11 protein-coding genes are annotated in these 15,562 nt (G+C 42.3%); 6 read left to right on the top strand and 5 right to left on the bottom strand.

All coding sequences use genetic code 11. The annotated features are described in order from the left end of the window. Position 1: 1 nt before the first annotated feature. A complete protein-coding gene (locus tag N475_RS14820; protein WP_063359247.1) occupies positions 2-1,924 on the bottom strand; it encodes a PrkA family serine protein kinase in 1,923 nt (640 codons plus the stop codon). A gap of 192 nt (positions 1,925-2,116) precedes the next feature. Continuing rightward, a complete protein-coding gene (locus N475_RS14815) occupies positions 2,117-2,698 on the bottom strand; it encodes a Fe-Mn family superoxide dismutase (RefSeq protein ID WP_063359248.1) in 582 nt (193 codons plus the stop codon). Between the two features lie 236 nt (positions 2,699-2,934). On the opposite strand from N475_RS14815, the gene N475_RS14810 reads away from it, so the two are divergent. From N475_RS14810 to N475_RS14795, 4 genes are all read left to right on the top strand, one after another. After that, positions 2,935-3,270, top strand: coding sequence for a Grx4 family monothiol glutaredoxin (locus N475_RS14810; RefSeq protein ID WP_063359249.1), 336 nt, complete (start codon positions 2,935-2,937; stop codon positions 3,268-3,270). 491 nt (positions 3,271-3,761) lie between these two features. Beyond that, a complete protein-coding gene (gene gltB / locus N475_RS14805; protein WP_063359250.1) occupies positions 3,762-8,222 on the top strand; it encodes a glutamate synthase large subunit in 4,461 nt (1,486 codons plus the stop codon). 10 nt (positions 8,223-8,232) lie between these two features. Next, a complete protein-coding gene (locus N475_RS14800; RefSeq protein WP_063365505.1) occupies positions 8,233-9,648 on the top strand; it encodes an FAD-dependent oxidoreductase in 1,416 nt (471 codons plus the stop codon). Between the two features lie 242 nt (positions 9,649-9,890). Further along, the gene (locus N475_RS14795; protein ID WP_063359252.1) at positions 9,891-10,469 is read left to right on the top strand and encodes a cytochrome b; all 579 of its coding nucleotides are present in this window, start codon (positions 9,891-9,893) and stop codon (positions 10,467-10,469) included. A gap of 53 nt (positions 10,470-10,522) precedes the next feature. Here N475_RS14795 and recN read toward each other — a convergent pair whose 3' ends face one another. The 3 genes from recN to nadK all read right to left on the bottom strand — a co-directional run bounded on the left by recN (position 10,523) and on the right by nadK (position 13,804). Then, positions 10,523-12,202 (bottom strand): DNA repair protein RecN, encoded by a 1,680-nt coding sequence (gene recN, locus N475_RS14790; protein WP_063359253.1) that lies wholly within the window; start codon positions 12,200-12,202, stop codon positions 10,523-10,525. 61 nt (positions 12,203-12,263) lie between these two features. Then, the gene (locus tag N475_RS14785; protein WP_063359254.1) at positions 12,264-12,857 is read right to left on the bottom strand and encodes a hypothetical protein; all 594 of its coding nucleotides are present in this window, start codon (positions 12,855-12,857) and stop codon (positions 12,264-12,266) included. Between the two features lie 62 nt (positions 12,858-12,919). Next, positions 12,920-13,804, bottom strand: a complete 885-nt coding sequence (gene nadK / locus N475_RS14780) for an NAD(+) kinase (protein WP_063359255.1) — start codon at positions 13,802-13,804, stop codon at positions 12,920-12,922. A 93-nt stretch (positions 13,805-13,897) separates the two neighbouring features. On the opposite strand from nadK, the gene N475_RS14775 reads away from it, so the two are divergent. Together N475_RS14775 and grpE are read left to right on the top strand one after the other, a co-directional pair. After that, on the top strand, positions 13,898-14,842 hold the full coding sequence (locus tag N475_RS14775; protein WP_063359256.1) for an HrcA family transcriptional regulator: 945 nt from the start codon (positions 13,898-13,900) through the stop codon (positions 14,840-14,842). A 58-nt stretch (positions 14,843-14,900) separates the two neighbouring features. After that, positions 14,901-15,509, top strand: a complete 609-nt coding sequence (gene grpE / locus N475_RS14770; protein ID WP_063359257.1) for a nucleotide exchange factor GrpE — start codon at positions 14,901-14,903, stop codon at positions 15,507-15,509. Positions 15,510-15,562: the final 53 nt, after the last annotated feature.

The following is a 15,562-nucleotide window of genomic DNA, read 5'->3' as shown; positions in this document are numbered from 1 at the left end:
ATTACTGTGACTTTCTAACTCTCAAATACCATTCAGAAAGTAACCGAACCTGCTTCTGGGTATATCCTTTTTCCATCATTCGATTGACAAAGTCCTCATGCTTTTTCTGATCTTCGGCTGAAGTTTTGGCATTAAATGAGATGACTGGTAGTAAATCTTCAGTGTTTGAGAACATTTTTTTCTCGATAACCGTTCTTAACTTTTCGTAGCTTGTCCAAACCGGATTTTCACCGTTATGGTGTGCGCGCGCACGTAATACGAAGTTAACGATCTCATTTCTGAAGTCTTTAGGGTTCGAGATTCCAGCAGGCTTCTCTATTTTTTCAAGCTCCGCATTCAGTGCCGATCTATCAAATAGCTGGCCTGTGTCAGGGTCTCTATATTCTTGATCTTGAATCCAAAAATCAGCATAGGTTACATAGCGGTCAAAAATATTCTGGCCATATTCCGAGTAAGACTCTAAGTACGCCGTTTGCAGTTCTTTACCGATAAACTCAACATATTGCGGGATCAAATATCCTTTCAAGTGACTCAAATAACGCTCTTGTATTTCAGCGCTAAATTGTTCACGTTCAATTTGTTGCTCCAGTACATAGAATAAATGTACGGGGTTTGCTGCGACTTCAGTATGATCAAAGTTGAAGACACGCGACAGAATTTTGAAAGCAAAACGTGTAGACAAACCGTTCATGCCTTCATCTACACCAGCATAATCTCTATATTCTTGATAGGACTTAGCTTTGGGGTCTGTATCTTTCAGGCTCTCGCCATCATAGACGCGCATTTTTGAGTAGATGCTAGAATTTTCTGGTTCTTTGATTCTCGATAGCGATGAGAACTTAGCTAGTGTTTCTAGTGTACCCGGAGCACACTGTGCATTTTTAAGTTCGCTATTTTCGAGCAGTTTCTTATAAATCTTCACTTCTTCAGAAACGCGCAGACAATAAGGCACTTTTACAATAAAGACACGGTCCAAGAATGCTTCATTGTTTTTGTTATTCTTGAATGTTTGCCATTCAGACTCATTGGAGTGAGCAAGTATGATACCACTGAAAGGCAGTGCAGAAATGCCTTCGGTACCATTATAGTTTCCTTCTTGTGTCGCCGTAAGTAATGGGTGTAGCACCTTTATGGGTGCTTTAAACATTTCAACAAATTCCATCAGACCTTGGTTTGCTAAACACAATGCACCTGAATAGGCATAGGCATCTGGATCATTTTGTGCGAAATGCTCTAGCTTTCTGATATCTACTTTACCCACAAGAGCGGAAATGTCTTGGTTGTTCTCATCACCTGGCTCTGTTTTCGCTATAGCCACCTGATCGAGAATCGACGGATAACGCTTAACAACTTTAAATTTGCTAATGTCGCCATTGTATTCATGTAAGCGTTTAGTCGCCCATGGAGACATCACAGTTTTAAGGTAGCGCTTTGAAATTCCATACTCTTTTTCAAGCAGTTCGCCATCTTCTTGTGCATTAAATAAACTCAATGGGTGATCATTCACTGGAGAATCTTTGATTGCATAGATTGGGACCTGTTGCATCAAATACTTAAGTTTTTCCGCGATAGAAGATTTACCACCACCTACAGGCCCTAGTAAGTAAAGTACTTGTTTACATTCTTCTAAGCCTTGAGCGGCATGTTTTAGGTACGATACAATTTGCTCAATGGCATCTTCCATACCATAAAACTCTTGAAAGGCAGGGTAGCGTGCGATGACCCGATTCGAAAAGAGCCGGCTTAATCTAGCATCGGTAGAAGTGTCAATCATCTCTGGCTCGCCGATGGCCATGAGCAATCTTTCAGGCGCACTGGCATAAGCTGCCTTATCCTCTTTACAAATTTCGAGAAACTCAGCGATTGTGAATTCTTCTTCTTTAGCTGCTTCGTATCGGGATTGGTAATGCTCAAATATAGTCATATCAAACTCCAATAACCTGTTTTAAAAAAAGCTGGGGTTAAAATGCAAGGCTTAATTAAAGCTTAGTCGTGTTATTGGATATTTGCTTAAAAAATATGAGAATTTAATGTGATAGCGAATTTTTCTAGGCGTAAAAAAAGGCGCTTTTGCGCCTTTTTTATTGCTTAAATTGGTACAGTTATACCTTTGTATTTAAGCTAGATTTCCGTTTGCGAAATCCCAGTTAACTAAAGACCAGAAGCCTTTTAGGTACTCTGGACGAACATTGCGGTAATCGATATAGTACGCATGTTCCCAAAGGTCAACTGTTAAAATTGGTGTTACACCTTCTTCAGTCAATGGTGTCGCTGCATTTGATGTATTCACGATATCTAAAGAACCATCAGCAAGCTGTACTAACCAAGTCCAGCTAGAACCGAAGTTATTTACAGCTTTGTCGTTGAACGCTTCTTGGAACGCTGCAAATGAACCCCATTTTGCATTGATTAGCTCAGCAACTTTGCCTTGTGCTTCGCCACCACCGTTTGGTGAAAGGCTGTGCCAGTAGAAAGTGTGGTTCCAAATTTGCGCAGCATTATTAAAAATGCCGCCTTCAGAGCTAAGAACAACTTCATCTAGCGTTTTGTTTGCAAAGTCAGTACCTTCCACTAGGCCATTAAGCTTAACCACATAAGTGTTGTGGTGTTTACCATGGTGGAATTCTAAAGTTTCTTTAGAAATATGCGGCTCTAGTGCATCAATAGCATAAGGAAGTGACGGTAGTTCGAAAGCCATTTTAATCTCCATTTTTTTGTTGAATTCCCAAAACTGTTAAAAAGTTGCCTTGCTACGGGCACATTTCAGTACGTTTTGGTTCTGTATAGTGATACTATAATTCCTGAGTATTTTACTCAAGTTTTAGCAAACAGCAATGGGCGTAGCTAAGACTTGTAGTGTGAATGATTCATATGCACTATTTTTAACCAGTCTAAAGTGCTTATGAACTGATAATATCGTCATTTGAGGTATATATGGAAACCATTGAAAAGATTAAACAGCAAATTGCAGAAAACCCGATTCTTCTATATATGAAGGGCTCTCCAAAGTTACCAAACTGTGGTTTTTCTTCTCAAGCTTCACAAGCCCTAATGGCGTGCGGTGAGCAGTTTGCTTATGTTGATATTTTACTTAACCCTGATATCCGAGCTGAGCTACCTCATTACGCTAACTGGCCAACATTTCCACAACTTTGGGTTGAAGGTGAGCTGATCGGTGGTTGTGATATCATTATCGAAATGTTTCAAAAAGGCGAACTACAACCTTTAATCACAGAGACAGCTGCTAAATATAAAGAAGCAGCAGAATAACAAAGGTCTTCTTTACTTTGCATTGACCCGGGCAATTGCCCGGGTTTTTCTTTTCCATCTATTACTGCACTCGTACTCGTCTTTTTCCCTTTCTTCTTTAGTTTGTACCCTAACGTCATGAGGCTGACACCAAATCTAAAGGCTGCGGCATTTCTGAACATGATTAGAAAAAATATCAAACATCATCTTTGTGAATAGTTATTCATTTGTTTGCATGTTTACGTTTACGTAAACTGTATCTCAATTTGTTTTTGTTATGAGTTATTTAACATTTGATACCGGTGTCATTTTATTTTAAATGTCAAATTATGGTGAAATATTGCAACTTATTAAATTTTGGTTACAAAAAAGGGTCGTTGAAAAATATTCATGAGTGTGAATATTTATTCTTATTTATGTTGACTCAGTTTTAATTCAGCGCTAATTTTGAATATCTGCCAGTAAATCGTCGAAGTCATTCTAGCTGGCAGTAGTAGCAAGGGGAGGAGTCTATGTTATACGACTCGGCATTAGAAAAAGATAACTGTGGGTTTGGCTTAATTGCACATGCGCAAGGCCAGGCAAGTCACAAACTAATTCGTACAGCGATCACCGGTCTTGATCGTATGCAACACAGAGGCGGAATTGCCGCTGATGGAAAAACAGGTGATGGTTGCGGTCTATTGTTGCAAAAGCCAGATAGCTTTTTTCGTGCAATTGCCGCAGAGAATGGTTGGCACTTAGGTAAAAACTATGCGGTTGGTATGGTTTTTTTGAACTCAGATCCAACGCTCGCAAATATTGCAAAGACAATTATCAATGAAGAACTAGAAAAAGAAACACTGTCAATTGTAGGATGGCGAGTAGTGCCTACTCAGCCGTCGATGCTGGGCCCTATTGCGATAGCTCAGCTCCCGCAATTTGAACAGATTTTTGTGAGTGCACCAGAAGGGTGGCGACCTAAAGATCTTGAGCGTCGTTTATATATCGCTCGGCGCAGAATCGAAAAGCGTATTATAAATGATGAGCAGTTTTATATATCGAGCTTATCAGGTCTGGTTACTGTATATAAAGGCCTAATGATGCCTGCTGATCTGCCTAATTTCTATGAAGATTTGGCTGATTTAAGAATGACTAGCGCGATATGTGTGTTTCACCAACGCTTTTCTACAAATACTCAGCCCAAATGGCCACTTGCACAACCATTTAGGTACTTAGCACACAATGGTGAAATAAACACTATTATGGGTAACAGGCAGTGGGCACGTGCGAGAGCTTATAAGTTTTCATCGCCGTTGCTACCCGACCTACAAGTAGCTGCACCATTTGTAAACGAATCTGGTTCAGATTCATCAAGCCTTGATAACATTCTAGAGCTATTTTTGGCTGGTGGGATGGATATTTTTAGAGCGATGCGAATGCTAGTGCCACCCGCTTGGCAAAAAAATCGCGCAATGGATGATGATCTTCGCGCATTTTATGACTTTAACTCAATGCATATGGAGCCATGGGATGGTCCAGCTGGAATTGTAATGTCGGACGGTCGTTTTGCCGCGTGCAACTTAGACAGAAATGGATTGAGGCCTGCTCGATATGTTGTCACGCAAGATGGATTTATTACGATAGCATCTGAAGTGGGAATTTGGGACTATGAGGCTGATGAGGTTATCGAAAAAGGCAGAGTTGGCCCTGGCGAATTGTTAGTTGTTGATACGTTACACGGTAAAATTTGGCAATCATCTGAAATTGACCAAGATCTTAAAGCTAGACATCCTTATCGCGCATGGCTTGAGCAAAATGTTCAACAGTTGACGCCCTTCGAAAAGCTTGATGAAAAAGATGCCGGTCAGCGTGACTTTAATGATGAAGTACTACTAACTTATCAAAAACAATTTGGTTACAGTAACGAAGAAGTGGAACAAGTGATCAGTGTGATGGGTGCCAACGGTCAAGAGGCAACCGGATCGATGGGCGATGATACGCCGTTTGCTGTGCTTTCTCATGGAGCTCGTTCGCTTTATGACTACTTCAGACAAAAGTTTGCTCAGGTAACCAACCCACCTATAGATCCGTTGAGAGAAAATCACGTAATGTCACTCGCCACGTGTATTGGTAGAGAGCAAAATGTATTCAATGAAACAACAGGTCATGCTAAACGGCTGCAGTTTAATTCTCCAATTTTAACATACTCGGATGTTCAGCAGTTAAAGTCAGCAGACGATGCGCATTACAAAGTGGGCACGGTGAACTTAAACTATGATCCAGCAAAAGAGGGATTAGAGCAGGCGATTAAACGCGTTTGTGATGAAGCACAAGAAAAAGCAGCCCTAGGTTGTGTCATGGTGCTTTTGAGTGACAGAAACATCATCAAAGGTTCAGTTCCTGTTCCAGCTGCAATGGCCGTTGGCGCAGTACAGCAAAGGTTGGTAAACAATAACTTACGTTGTGACTCAAATATTATTGTAGAAACGGGTAGCGCACGTGATCCTCACCAGTTTGCCGTATTATTAGGTTTTGGCGCCACAGCGGTATACCCTTATTTAGCCTACGAGACCTTAGTTTCGTTGGTCGACAAGGGGGTGATAAAGAAATCATATCGTGATGTTACTCTGGCCTATCGTAATGCTATCAACAAAGGTCTATACAAAATTATGTCGAAAATGGGCATCAGTACGATAGCATCGTACCGCTGTTCTATGCTTTTCGAAGCAGTAGGCCTAGCTGATGAGGTGGTTGAGCTCTGTTTCAAAGGGGTTGTGAGCCGAATTAAAGGCGCAGACTTTGATAACTTTGAAGCGGAATCTAAGCTTTTGAACAAACTAGCTTACAGTAAGCGCAAGTTGTTAAGCCATGGTGGTTTACTTAAGTATGTCCACGGTGGAGAATATCACGCGTATAACCCCGATGTTGTGCAATCACTGCAGGTTGCTGTGAAATCAGGTAAATATGATGATTACCTCAAATATGCTGAGATTGTGAATAATCGCCCTGTAACCAACTTAAGAGATTTAATGCAGTTGAAGCTGCCCGAGTCTGGAATTTCAATAGACGACGTCGAACCTGCAACAGAGCTGTATAAACGTTTTGATTCTGCAGCAATGAGTATTGGCGCATTGTCGCCAGAAGCGCATGAAGCTCTAGCAATCGCAATGAATAGGCTAGGCGGTTTTTCAAACTCTGGCGAAGGTGGAGAAGACAAAGCTCGATTTGGTAATGAACGCAACTCACGAATTAAACAGGTTGCTTCAGGTCGATTTGGTGTAACACCCCATTATTTACAAAGTGCAGATGTCATTCAAATCAAAGTAGCACAAGGTGCAAAACCTGGCGAGGGCGGTCAATTACCAGGGGAAAAGGTAACCCCTTATATTGCTAAGCTAAGGTATTCAGTGCCTGGTGTAACTTTAATTTCCCCGCCTCCACATCATGATATTTATTCGATAGAAGACCTTGCTCAATTGATATTTGACCTCAAGCAAGTGAACCCTTCTGCAATGATCTCGGTAAAGTTGGTGTCGGAGCCGGGTGTTGGCACGATTGCCACTGGTGTTGCGAAAGCCTACGCAGATCTCATTACGATTGCAGGCTATGACGGTGGTACTGGTGCGAGTCCTTTGACCTCTGTTAAATATGCCGGTTGTCCTTGGGAGCTTGGTTTAGCTGAAACTCAACAGGCATTAGTTGAAAATGGTCTAAGGCATAGAATTCGATTACAAACCGATGGTGGTTTAAAAACCGGTTTGGATATTATTAAAGCTGCGATTTTAGGAGCTGAAAGTTTTGGTTTTGGCACTGGCCCCATGGTCGCATTAGGCTGTAAATACCTCAGAATTTGCCATTTGAATAACTGTGCGACAGGTGTTGCTACACAAGACGATACATTGAGACAAAGGCACTTTCACGGCTTGCCTGAAATGGCGATGAATTACTTTAAGTTTATTGCTCAAGAAGCTCGAGAAATTATGGCTTCATTGGGTGTTACTAAGCTGACGGATTTAATTGGCCGCACAGAACTACTTGAAGCCCTTGAAGGTAATAGTGATAAGCAACGCAAACTGGACTTGAGGCCTATTTTGGCAAAACCCAACAATGCAAATAATGAAACGTTGTACTGTAGCGCCGAAAATACCTCTCATTACAAAGGTGAGCTAAATGAATCTTTACTTGCTAAAGCGAAGCAAGCCATTGATGAAAAATCAGGGACTTCACTCGTTAGCAGGATTAAAAATACGGATCGCTCGGTAGGGGCAATGCTATCGGGTTACATTGCTGGAAAATATGGGAATCAAGGCATGGCTGCTGATCCTGTATCAATCGAGCTACACGGTACCGCGGGACAATCATTTGGTGTATGGAATGCTGGTGGATTAGAACTTACCCTCGTTGGTGATGCTAACGACTATGTCGGAAAAGGGATGGCTGGAGGAAAGCTAGTGATAAGGCCTCCTTTAGGGTCAAGCTTTAAGTCGCACCAAGGGGCTATCGCTGGTAATACGTGTTTATACGGTGCCACAGGCGGGAAGTTATTCGCTGCAGGTAGAGTGGGAGAACGTTTTGGAGTGCGTAACTCTGGTGTTCAAGCGGTTGTTGAAGGTCTCGGAGACAATGGTTGTGAGTATATGACTGGGGGAGTTGTATGTGTACTAGGGCATATTGGTGTTAACTTTGGCGCAGGTATGACAGGTGGATTTGCGTACTTGTTAGACGAAGATAATGATATCGATAAACGTTACAACCCAGAGCTCGTAGAAGTTATGACATTGGAGCAGCTACCTTCTCACCAAGAGCATTTAAGAGGGCTGATTGCAGAACATCTAGAATTGACAGGTTCTGATCGTGCTGAGCAAATTTTAGCTAATTTTGACTTATACATTCCGATGTTTAGATTGGTCAAACCGAAGTCTAGTGATGTAAAGAGCTTACTTGGACATCGAGCTAGAAGTAGCGCTGAACTTAGAGTGCAGGCGCAGTAGAGGAGGAATCATGAGCGAAAATGTTTATCAATTTATCGATGTTCAGCGTGTAGACCCGCGGAAAAAGCCAATTTCAACCCGTAAGAACTCGTTTGTAGAAATTTACGAGCCTTTTTCCGGGCAACAGGTAGGCTCTCAATCAGACCGTTGCCTAGACTGCGGAAACCCTTACTGCGAATGGAAATGTCCAGTCCACAATTATATTCCTCAGTGGCTCAAATTGATCCGCACTGGGCGAATAATAGAAGCTGCGGAGCTGTCACACAGGACCAACAGCTTGCCAGAGGTGTGCGGTAGAGTTTGCCCGCAAGATAGATTGTGTGAGGGGGCGTGTACACTAAATGATGAATTTGGTGCTGTCACAATTGGCAATATAGAAAAGTACATTACCGATACAGCATTTGCACAGGGCTGGAAGCCAGATATGTCCTATGTTACTTGGACAGACAAAAAGGTAGCCATCATTGGTGCAGGGCCGGCTGGACTTGGCTGTGCTGATATTCTAGTAAGAAATGGTGTCAAAGCTGTAGTATATGACCGTAATCCAGAAATTGGCGGCCTTTTAACATTCGGTATTCCATCATTTAAACTCGAAAAGTCTGTAATGGAAAAGCGCAGAGAAGTGTTTAGCGAGATGGGCGTAGAGTTCAAGCTGAATACAGAAGTCGGTAAAGATATCAGTATGGACGAACTACTAGCACAATACGATGCCGTGTTTGTTGGTGTAGGTACGTACCAATATATGCGTGGTGGGTTGGAGAACGAAGACGCAAAGCAAGTCTATGATGCATTGCCATTCTTGATTGGTAATACTAACCGTGTCATGGGGTATGATGAATCCCAGCAGCCCTACATCAGCATGACAGATAAACGTGTTGTAGTGTTAGGTGGTGGAGATACGGCTATGGACTGTGTCAGAACTTCAGTACGACAAAGTGCCAGCTCTGTTATTTGCGCTTATCGCCGAGATGAAGAGAACATGCCCGGTTCCAAACGAGAAGTTAAGAACGCAAAGGAAGAGGGAGTTATCTTCAAATTCAATGTACAGCCAAAAGGGATTGTGTTGAATGAGCAGGGTAATGTATGTGGTGTCAAGATGGTTGAAACCGAACTCGGGGAGCCAGATACTAATGGTCGCCGCAGAGCACAGGAAGTTGAGGGTTCAGAGCATGTTATTGATGCTGATGCTGTCGTCTTAGCTTTTGGCTTTAAACCACATAACTTAGAATGGCTTGCAAATTATGATGTCGAAATAAATCATTGGGGTGGCATTGTAGCACCTGAGCAAGGCTCATTCACGCACCAAACAAGTAACCCTAAGATATTTGCAGGCGGTGATGCTGTTAGGGGCTCAGACTTAGTTGTTACAGCAATATTTGAAGGCAGAAATGCCGCAGAAGGGATCCTAGATTATATAGATGTTTAGGTGTTTAGAGTAAATCATCACATGATGTGAGAATCTATATTACGTTGCAAACCCCGGTACATTTAATGTATTGGGGTTTTTTCGTTGTGACTTGACCGAGCAATTGAGCGCGATATTGCAAACCTGTCAGTATATTCTATTTATTAGAATGAATTATCCAGTAAATAGCGAAATACTTAGTAGGTGCTGGGTTATAGAATGGCATGCAACAAACACCCTAAAGCAGTGAAAGCGAGGTGAGTATGACGATTAAAAATACAAAGTTGGATTATGGTTGTATCGCAAAATGGCTACATTGGACAACGGCCTTCTTGTTTTTGGCAGCTTACATTGTTGTGTATTATCGCCAATGGTTTACCGAAGCAAAAACACCAGAAAACTGGACTGCGTTACAACTTCATCTATCATTTGGAATCTCGATTATGGTGATTGTAGCTTTACGTATCATTTGGAGAGCTTTGAACAATCAACCACAGCCTGAGCCGGGCACTAAACTTGAACACCTTGCCGCCCACTGCGGTCACTTTTTGTTGTATGCGATAATGATTATTGCGCCAATTACTGGCTACATTGGTACCGGCGTAAGCACTGAGTTTTTCTTTATGTTTGACATACCAAAGTTCGAAAGTACTGCCATGTATCAATATTTAGTTGTTGATGGTCTTGGGTTGACGTTTAGCGAGTTTGAAAGGCCAATAGATTTTATACACAAAGACATTTTAGGCGCTTGGTTGATATGGATCTTAATTGCAGGGCATGCTGGAGCCGCACTGTTTCATCATTATGTGAAAAAAGACAGAACACTGTTAAAAATGACATAGACTAAAATCAACACAAAGCCTTGTTACCCTCATAGTAACAAGGCTTTGGTTATCTAGGCGCAGCCTTGGACTGCAAGCAACTCTTTTGCACTAGCGCGTGTGGTTTCACTGACACTATCTCCACCTAATAATCTGGCTATCTCGTCAATGCGGAGGTGTTCGCTTAAAGGTTGCATCGAAGTATATGTTTGTTCATTATCGACTTCCTTTTTGACGAAAAACTGCTGGTGGCCACTACAAGCAACTTGCGGCAGGTGAGTTACACATATAACCTGTGTGGACTTACCCAGTAATCTGAGTTGTTTGCCGACTTGTGACGCAGTTGGTCCAGAGATACCTACATCCACTTCATCGAATATTAATGTTGGTGTTGTGACTTTATTTGCAATGATCACTTGAATCGCCAAGCTGATCCGTGAAAGCTCCCCCCCAGATGCAACCTTGGCCAGCGCTTGCATTGGTTGCCCTGGGTTTGTAGAGACTAGAAAATCAATGCTGTCCATGCCGCACTCATTCGGGCGTCTGTCACTCTCTTTGACCAACTCAATTGCGAAGCGGCCATTTTCCATAGAGAGTTCATGCATACTCTGGGTAATAAGTTCATTCAATTTTTCTGCATAAATTGCTCTGCTTTCGCTGAGCTGATTCGCTGAAATATGGTACGCATGTAGTGCCTCAGCAATTTCATGCTCTAAATCATCAATGCGGGCATTATCGGAACAAATATTTTCTAGTTCTTGTTTCAGGGATTGGTGATGGGCTGCTAATTGGTCTGGCGGAATCTGATGCTTTCTAGATAGCGCCATAGCTTGTGTGATACGCTCCTCAATTTCTTGAAGTCTTATTGGGTCTTGCTCTACACTCTCACCATAACTACGTATCTCTCGGCAGGCTTCTTCGAGTTGCACAGCAGCCTCACTAAGCATTGAGCTGATACTCTCAAGCGACTTATCTAGACTACTCAATTCAGTAAAGGTTTGTACGCTATGTTGCAATTGTCCGAGTACTGTTTGGTCATCTTGCTCATAAAGGCACATCAATTCTCTTTGACAATTTTCGACCAAAGTCTGTGAATGACTTAAACGATTATGTTCGGCTTCTATTTGCTCGTACTCACCTTCTTGAAGCGCAAACTCATCAAGTTCTTCGACTTGATATTCAAGTAATTGTTTCTTGGCTGCTTGTGCCTGTTGCTGCTTTAGTAGATGCGAGTGTTCTTTTTGCAGCTTTTGATAATGAGTGTACTGTGCTTTTACTGCGTTTAGCAGGTTGTTGTGACCGGCATAAGCATCAAGTAATCCCAATTGATGTTCTGGTTTTAAAAGGAGTTGATGAGCATGCTGGCCGTGAATTGCAATCAACATCTGACCCAGCTCTTTAAGCTGTGCAGCTGTAACAGATGAGCCATTGATAAAGCTCTTGCTACGTCCATTGCGGGTAATGACACGTCGCAGTATGCAGTTTTGTTCCTCGTCATCGAGTAGTAATTCTGAGAGAAACTTCTGTGCTTGTGGTAGGTTACGGATATCAAACTGTGCAGAGATTTCTGCTTTATTGCTCTGTGGCCGAATTGCGTTAGCATCTGCTCGTTCACCAAGACACAAAGATAAGGCATCGATGGCAATGGATTTACCAGCGCCAGTTTCACCCGTTATTGCTGTCATTCCCGATCGCCAATCAATGTTCAGTTCACTGACAATCGCAAAATTCTTAATTTGCAGACTCGTAAGCATGCTGTATATCCAAACAGTAATTTACTGTTAATTTATACAGCATTCTTTCAAAAAGCAACTTTTAATTGGCGACGTCTGCAGTATGACGCTGTAAAGGCGGATCATTCTGTGTTAACTGTTGCTCTTCTTTTTCTATCTCATCACCTTCTTGTGTATCAGGGTTCTGACTAGAATCATTAGATTCAAAAGAGTCAGGTGTTTGAATACGCGAGATCAGAGCGGGTAAAACCTCTGTATAAAATGTTTTGTTGTATGCAATACCTGCTGAAGGTAGCTCGGCTGCAAATAGGAATAACTGTTCAGATAGAAGATCGAGGCTGTCATTGTTTCTACATTTGTTTAACTCCGACCCGATTTGCATCAGCAATAGTTCACTGACTTTCTCTAATCTGTCTAAGTTTTCGTCATTATGTGGTTGAACAACAAAAAAGTTGCCTACGATTGCATTAAATTTAGGTGCATGTTTTGGTCTAATTAGCTTACAGTCGACGTATTCAGAGATTTTTCTCTTATAAAGACTGGTAATATCCTTAACGCGCTCATTAAAAATGCGTTTCTCGGCATCTCGAGCTTTTTGTCGATTGTTTTCGATAACCATGTAGACGCCAAGGATAGTGATGAGCAACACTATCGACACAATCACTATGTAAGTCATGTTGTATTACTTTTCCCTAATATAGAAAATAAATCAGCCCTATTCTGCTTAACAAATTCGCTTTAGTAAAGCCTACTGCCCCAATTTAGTTTTTCTCTAAGAACATGGTAGTAGGAATAACTCGTCGGATGAATAAGTCGGAGCTTTTGTGATGCTTTTTTAATCACCACTTCATCACCCGGGAGGAGTGCTAAGACGACATGGCTGTCACAACTCACTTGTAAGCTCGCTGTATTTTCTGGGCTTAATTTTAGTTTGACTTGCTTGTTGGCATCTACAACCAACGGACGGCTGGACAGAGTATGAGGGAACATTGGTACTAGAGCAACGGCGTTTAACTCAGGAGTAAGAATAGGTCCGCCGCCAGAAAGAGAGTAGGCCGTTGAGCCGGTTGGTGTCGTTACAATTAAACCATCAGAGCGCTGCGAAAAAACGAATTGATCATCAATGAATGCTTCAAATTCGATCATGTGTGCGACTTTATCTGCGTGCAAGACAGCTTCATTCACTGCCAAATTGGCACTTTTTAATTGTGCATGGCGGTAGACTTCAACTTCCAATAAGAAACGGTGTTCTTCAACAAACTTACCACTTAAAACTTGCTCCAATTCAGGTTCAAAATCGTGGGGGTTAAGGTCGGTTAAAAACCCAAGGTTCCCTCGATTTACACCAATAACTGCGACATCAAAGCGTGCTAAGACTCGGGCCGCTCCAAGCATATTGCCATCGCCGCCAACAACAACCGCTAAATCACACTTCTCTCCCAGTTCAACTAAGTCTAAAAGTTGGCCTTCAGCCATTCCTGTAAGTTGTTTGCCCGCGCGACGTTCGACAAAAACTTCATACCCGAGTGCTTGCAAAAATGTATAAAGGCGATGTAAGGTCTGAGCGGCGCCGTCATGGTTTGGTTTTCCAATAAGGCCGATGGTGTTAAATGGAGTGCTCATTTTTAACGCATATCCTTGGTATATAAACTTTCCCAAGATTATCTTAAATTTGAGACGCTTGAAACTTTGAAATTAACCCCAACATAAATAAGTATGAAATTAAGTGCCCGCGATAAACAAGTTTTTTCAGCTGTGATGAGCCTTTACTGTAATGGTGAAGGGGTGCCCGTTGCGTCTAGTAAAATAGCAAAAATGAAAGGGATGGCTATTTGCTCGGCAACCGTGCGCAATGCGATGGCCCGTTTAGAAAATCATGGGTTATTGTTTTCGCCACATACATCTGCTGGTCGTGTTCCTTCAGACCTTGGAATTAAATACTGGCTACAGGAATATTTTGAGTTAGCAACCATTGCGAAATTTTGGCAACCAGATCAGGAACAACTTGTCACTCTAGCGCACTCCTTGAGTCAACATTATCAAGTGTGTTGCGTGGTTGGACTACCACAGGTGAGCAGCCAAAAGGTATTTCGAGTCGAAGTATTAGACTTTGACCGCAAGCACTGGCTCGTACTATTAATTGATAAAGCGGGTCAGTCGCAAAATATTTGCATTAACAAACCTGCAGATAACTCGGATGAGTTGCGTTACCAGTTTGCGCTATGGATGAATACTGTATTTAGCCAACAAACTCTCAAAGAGGGACTACATCGTATGCGGGCTATGGCCCACAGTGCGATGCCAAATTGCCGCGATTTGTTGACTCAATGGACGCGTGAATTGAGTTTACAGCTGGGTACTGACAACAGCATCGTTGTTGGCGAGCGGCACATATACAATAGATTAGAACAGTCAAACGACCTTAGCCTTGGAGTGCCGTTCTTACATCAAGTTGAAGATAAGCTAGCATTTCGCGACGGGGTGTCTGTTTTGCTTGGCACGGAGGTGGACCAAGCTAATTTATCGCGCTATATCATTTTAAGCGTGCCTTATTTTATGGATCAGGAGTACCAAAGTCGTTTTTGTGTCGTATGTCCGGCGGAGGCGCCAATTGAATCAATAATTGAGGAATTTACTCGAATCGAGCAAAAAGGCCCTTGAAACTAAAAAATCCATCCCCATAATTACGGCAGTTGTAAAGAATCGGAGATATACTTTCATGTCTGAGCAGACAAAAGCACCAGAGCAGGAATTAGAAACTGCACAAGAAGAAGTAGTAGAACAAGCTGCCGAAGCGCAAGCACAAGAAGAAGCGCCACAGGCTGAACAGGCTGAGTTAAGCCCTGAAGAGGAAATTGCTGGTTTATACGCTGAGCTTGAAGCTGCAAAGCAAACAATTGAAGGTCAAAAAGACGGTGTTGTTCGCGCTGCTGCTGAAGTAGAGAACATGCGTCGCCGTGCAGCGCAAGATGTTGAAAAAGCACATAAGCTAGCGCTTAAGAAGTTTGCTAACGACTTATTACCTGTGATTGATAACTTAGAGCGCGCTGTTGAGTTTGCAGACAAAGAAAACGAAGCGACTAAGTCAGTCCTTGAAGGCGTAGAAATGACACTGAAGAGCTTCTCTGACGTACTAGGTAAGTACGGTGTAGAAGCAGTTAATCCACAGGGTGAAGCATTCTCTCCTGAATTCCATCAAGCAATGTCTATTCAGCCAAGTAACGACGTAGCACCAAATACAGTGTTAGCTGTTATGCAAAAAGGTTATACACTCAATGGTCATTTACTAAGACCTGCTATGGTTATGGTTTCTAAAGCCGCCGAGTAAATTGCTCATTATGTGAAAAAGCCCGCTTTAAAGCGGGCTTTTTTGTGAACGCT

Origin of the sequence: Pseudoalteromonas luteoviolacea DSM 6061 (assembly GCF_001625655.1) — a bacterium.
Classification (GTDB): Bacteria; Pseudomonadota; Gammaproteobacteria; order Enterobacterales; family Alteromonadaceae; genus Pseudoalteromonas; species Pseudoalteromonas luteoviolacea.
Note: the sequence above shows the minus strand (reverse complement) of the source record. Positions and strands in the feature narration are given on the sequence as shown.

Bases quoted from the DNA above. Each gene is read 5' to 3' on its own strand.
- gltB (WP_063359250.1), top strand. From the start codon at position 3,762: ATGTTATACGACTCGGCATTAGAAAAAGATAACTGTGGGTTTGGCTTA.
- N475_RS14820 (WP_063359247.1), bottom strand. From the start codon at position 1,924: ATGACTATATTTGAGCATTACCAATCCCGATACGAAGCAGCTAAAGAA.
- N475_RS14775 (WP_063359256.1), top strand. From the start codon at position 13,898: ATGAAATTAAGTGCCCGCGATAAACAAGTTTTTTCAGCTGTGATGAGC.
- N475_RS14810 (WP_063359249.1), top strand. From the start codon at position 2,935: ATGGAAACCATTGAAAAGATTAAACAGCAAATTGCAGAAAACCCGATT.
- grpE (WP_063359257.1), top strand. From the start codon at position 14,901: ATGTCTGAGCAGACAAAAGCACCAGAGCAGGAATTAGAAACTGCACAA.
- N475_RS14795 (WP_063359252.1), top strand. From the start codon at position 9,891: ATGACGATTAAAAATACAAAGTTGGATTATGGTTGTATCGCAAAATGG.
- N475_RS14800 (WP_063365505.1), top strand. From the start codon at position 8,233: ATGAGCGAAAATGTTTATCAATTTATCGATGTTCAGCGTGTAGACCCG.
- nadK (WP_063359255.1), bottom strand. From the start codon at position 13,804: ATGAGCACTCCATTTAACACCATCGGCCTTATTGGAAAACCAAACCAT.
- recN (WP_063359253.1), bottom strand. From the start codon at position 12,202: ATGCTTACGAGTCTGCAAATTAAGAATTTTGCGATTGTCAGTGAACTG.
- N475_RS14815 (WP_063359248.1), bottom strand. From the start codon at position 2,698: ATGGCTTTCGAACTACCGTCACTTCCTTATGCTATTGATGCACTAGAG.
- N475_RS14785 (WP_063359254.1), bottom strand. From the start codon at position 12,857: ATGACTTACATAGTGATTGTGTCGATAGTGTTGCTCATCACTATCCTT.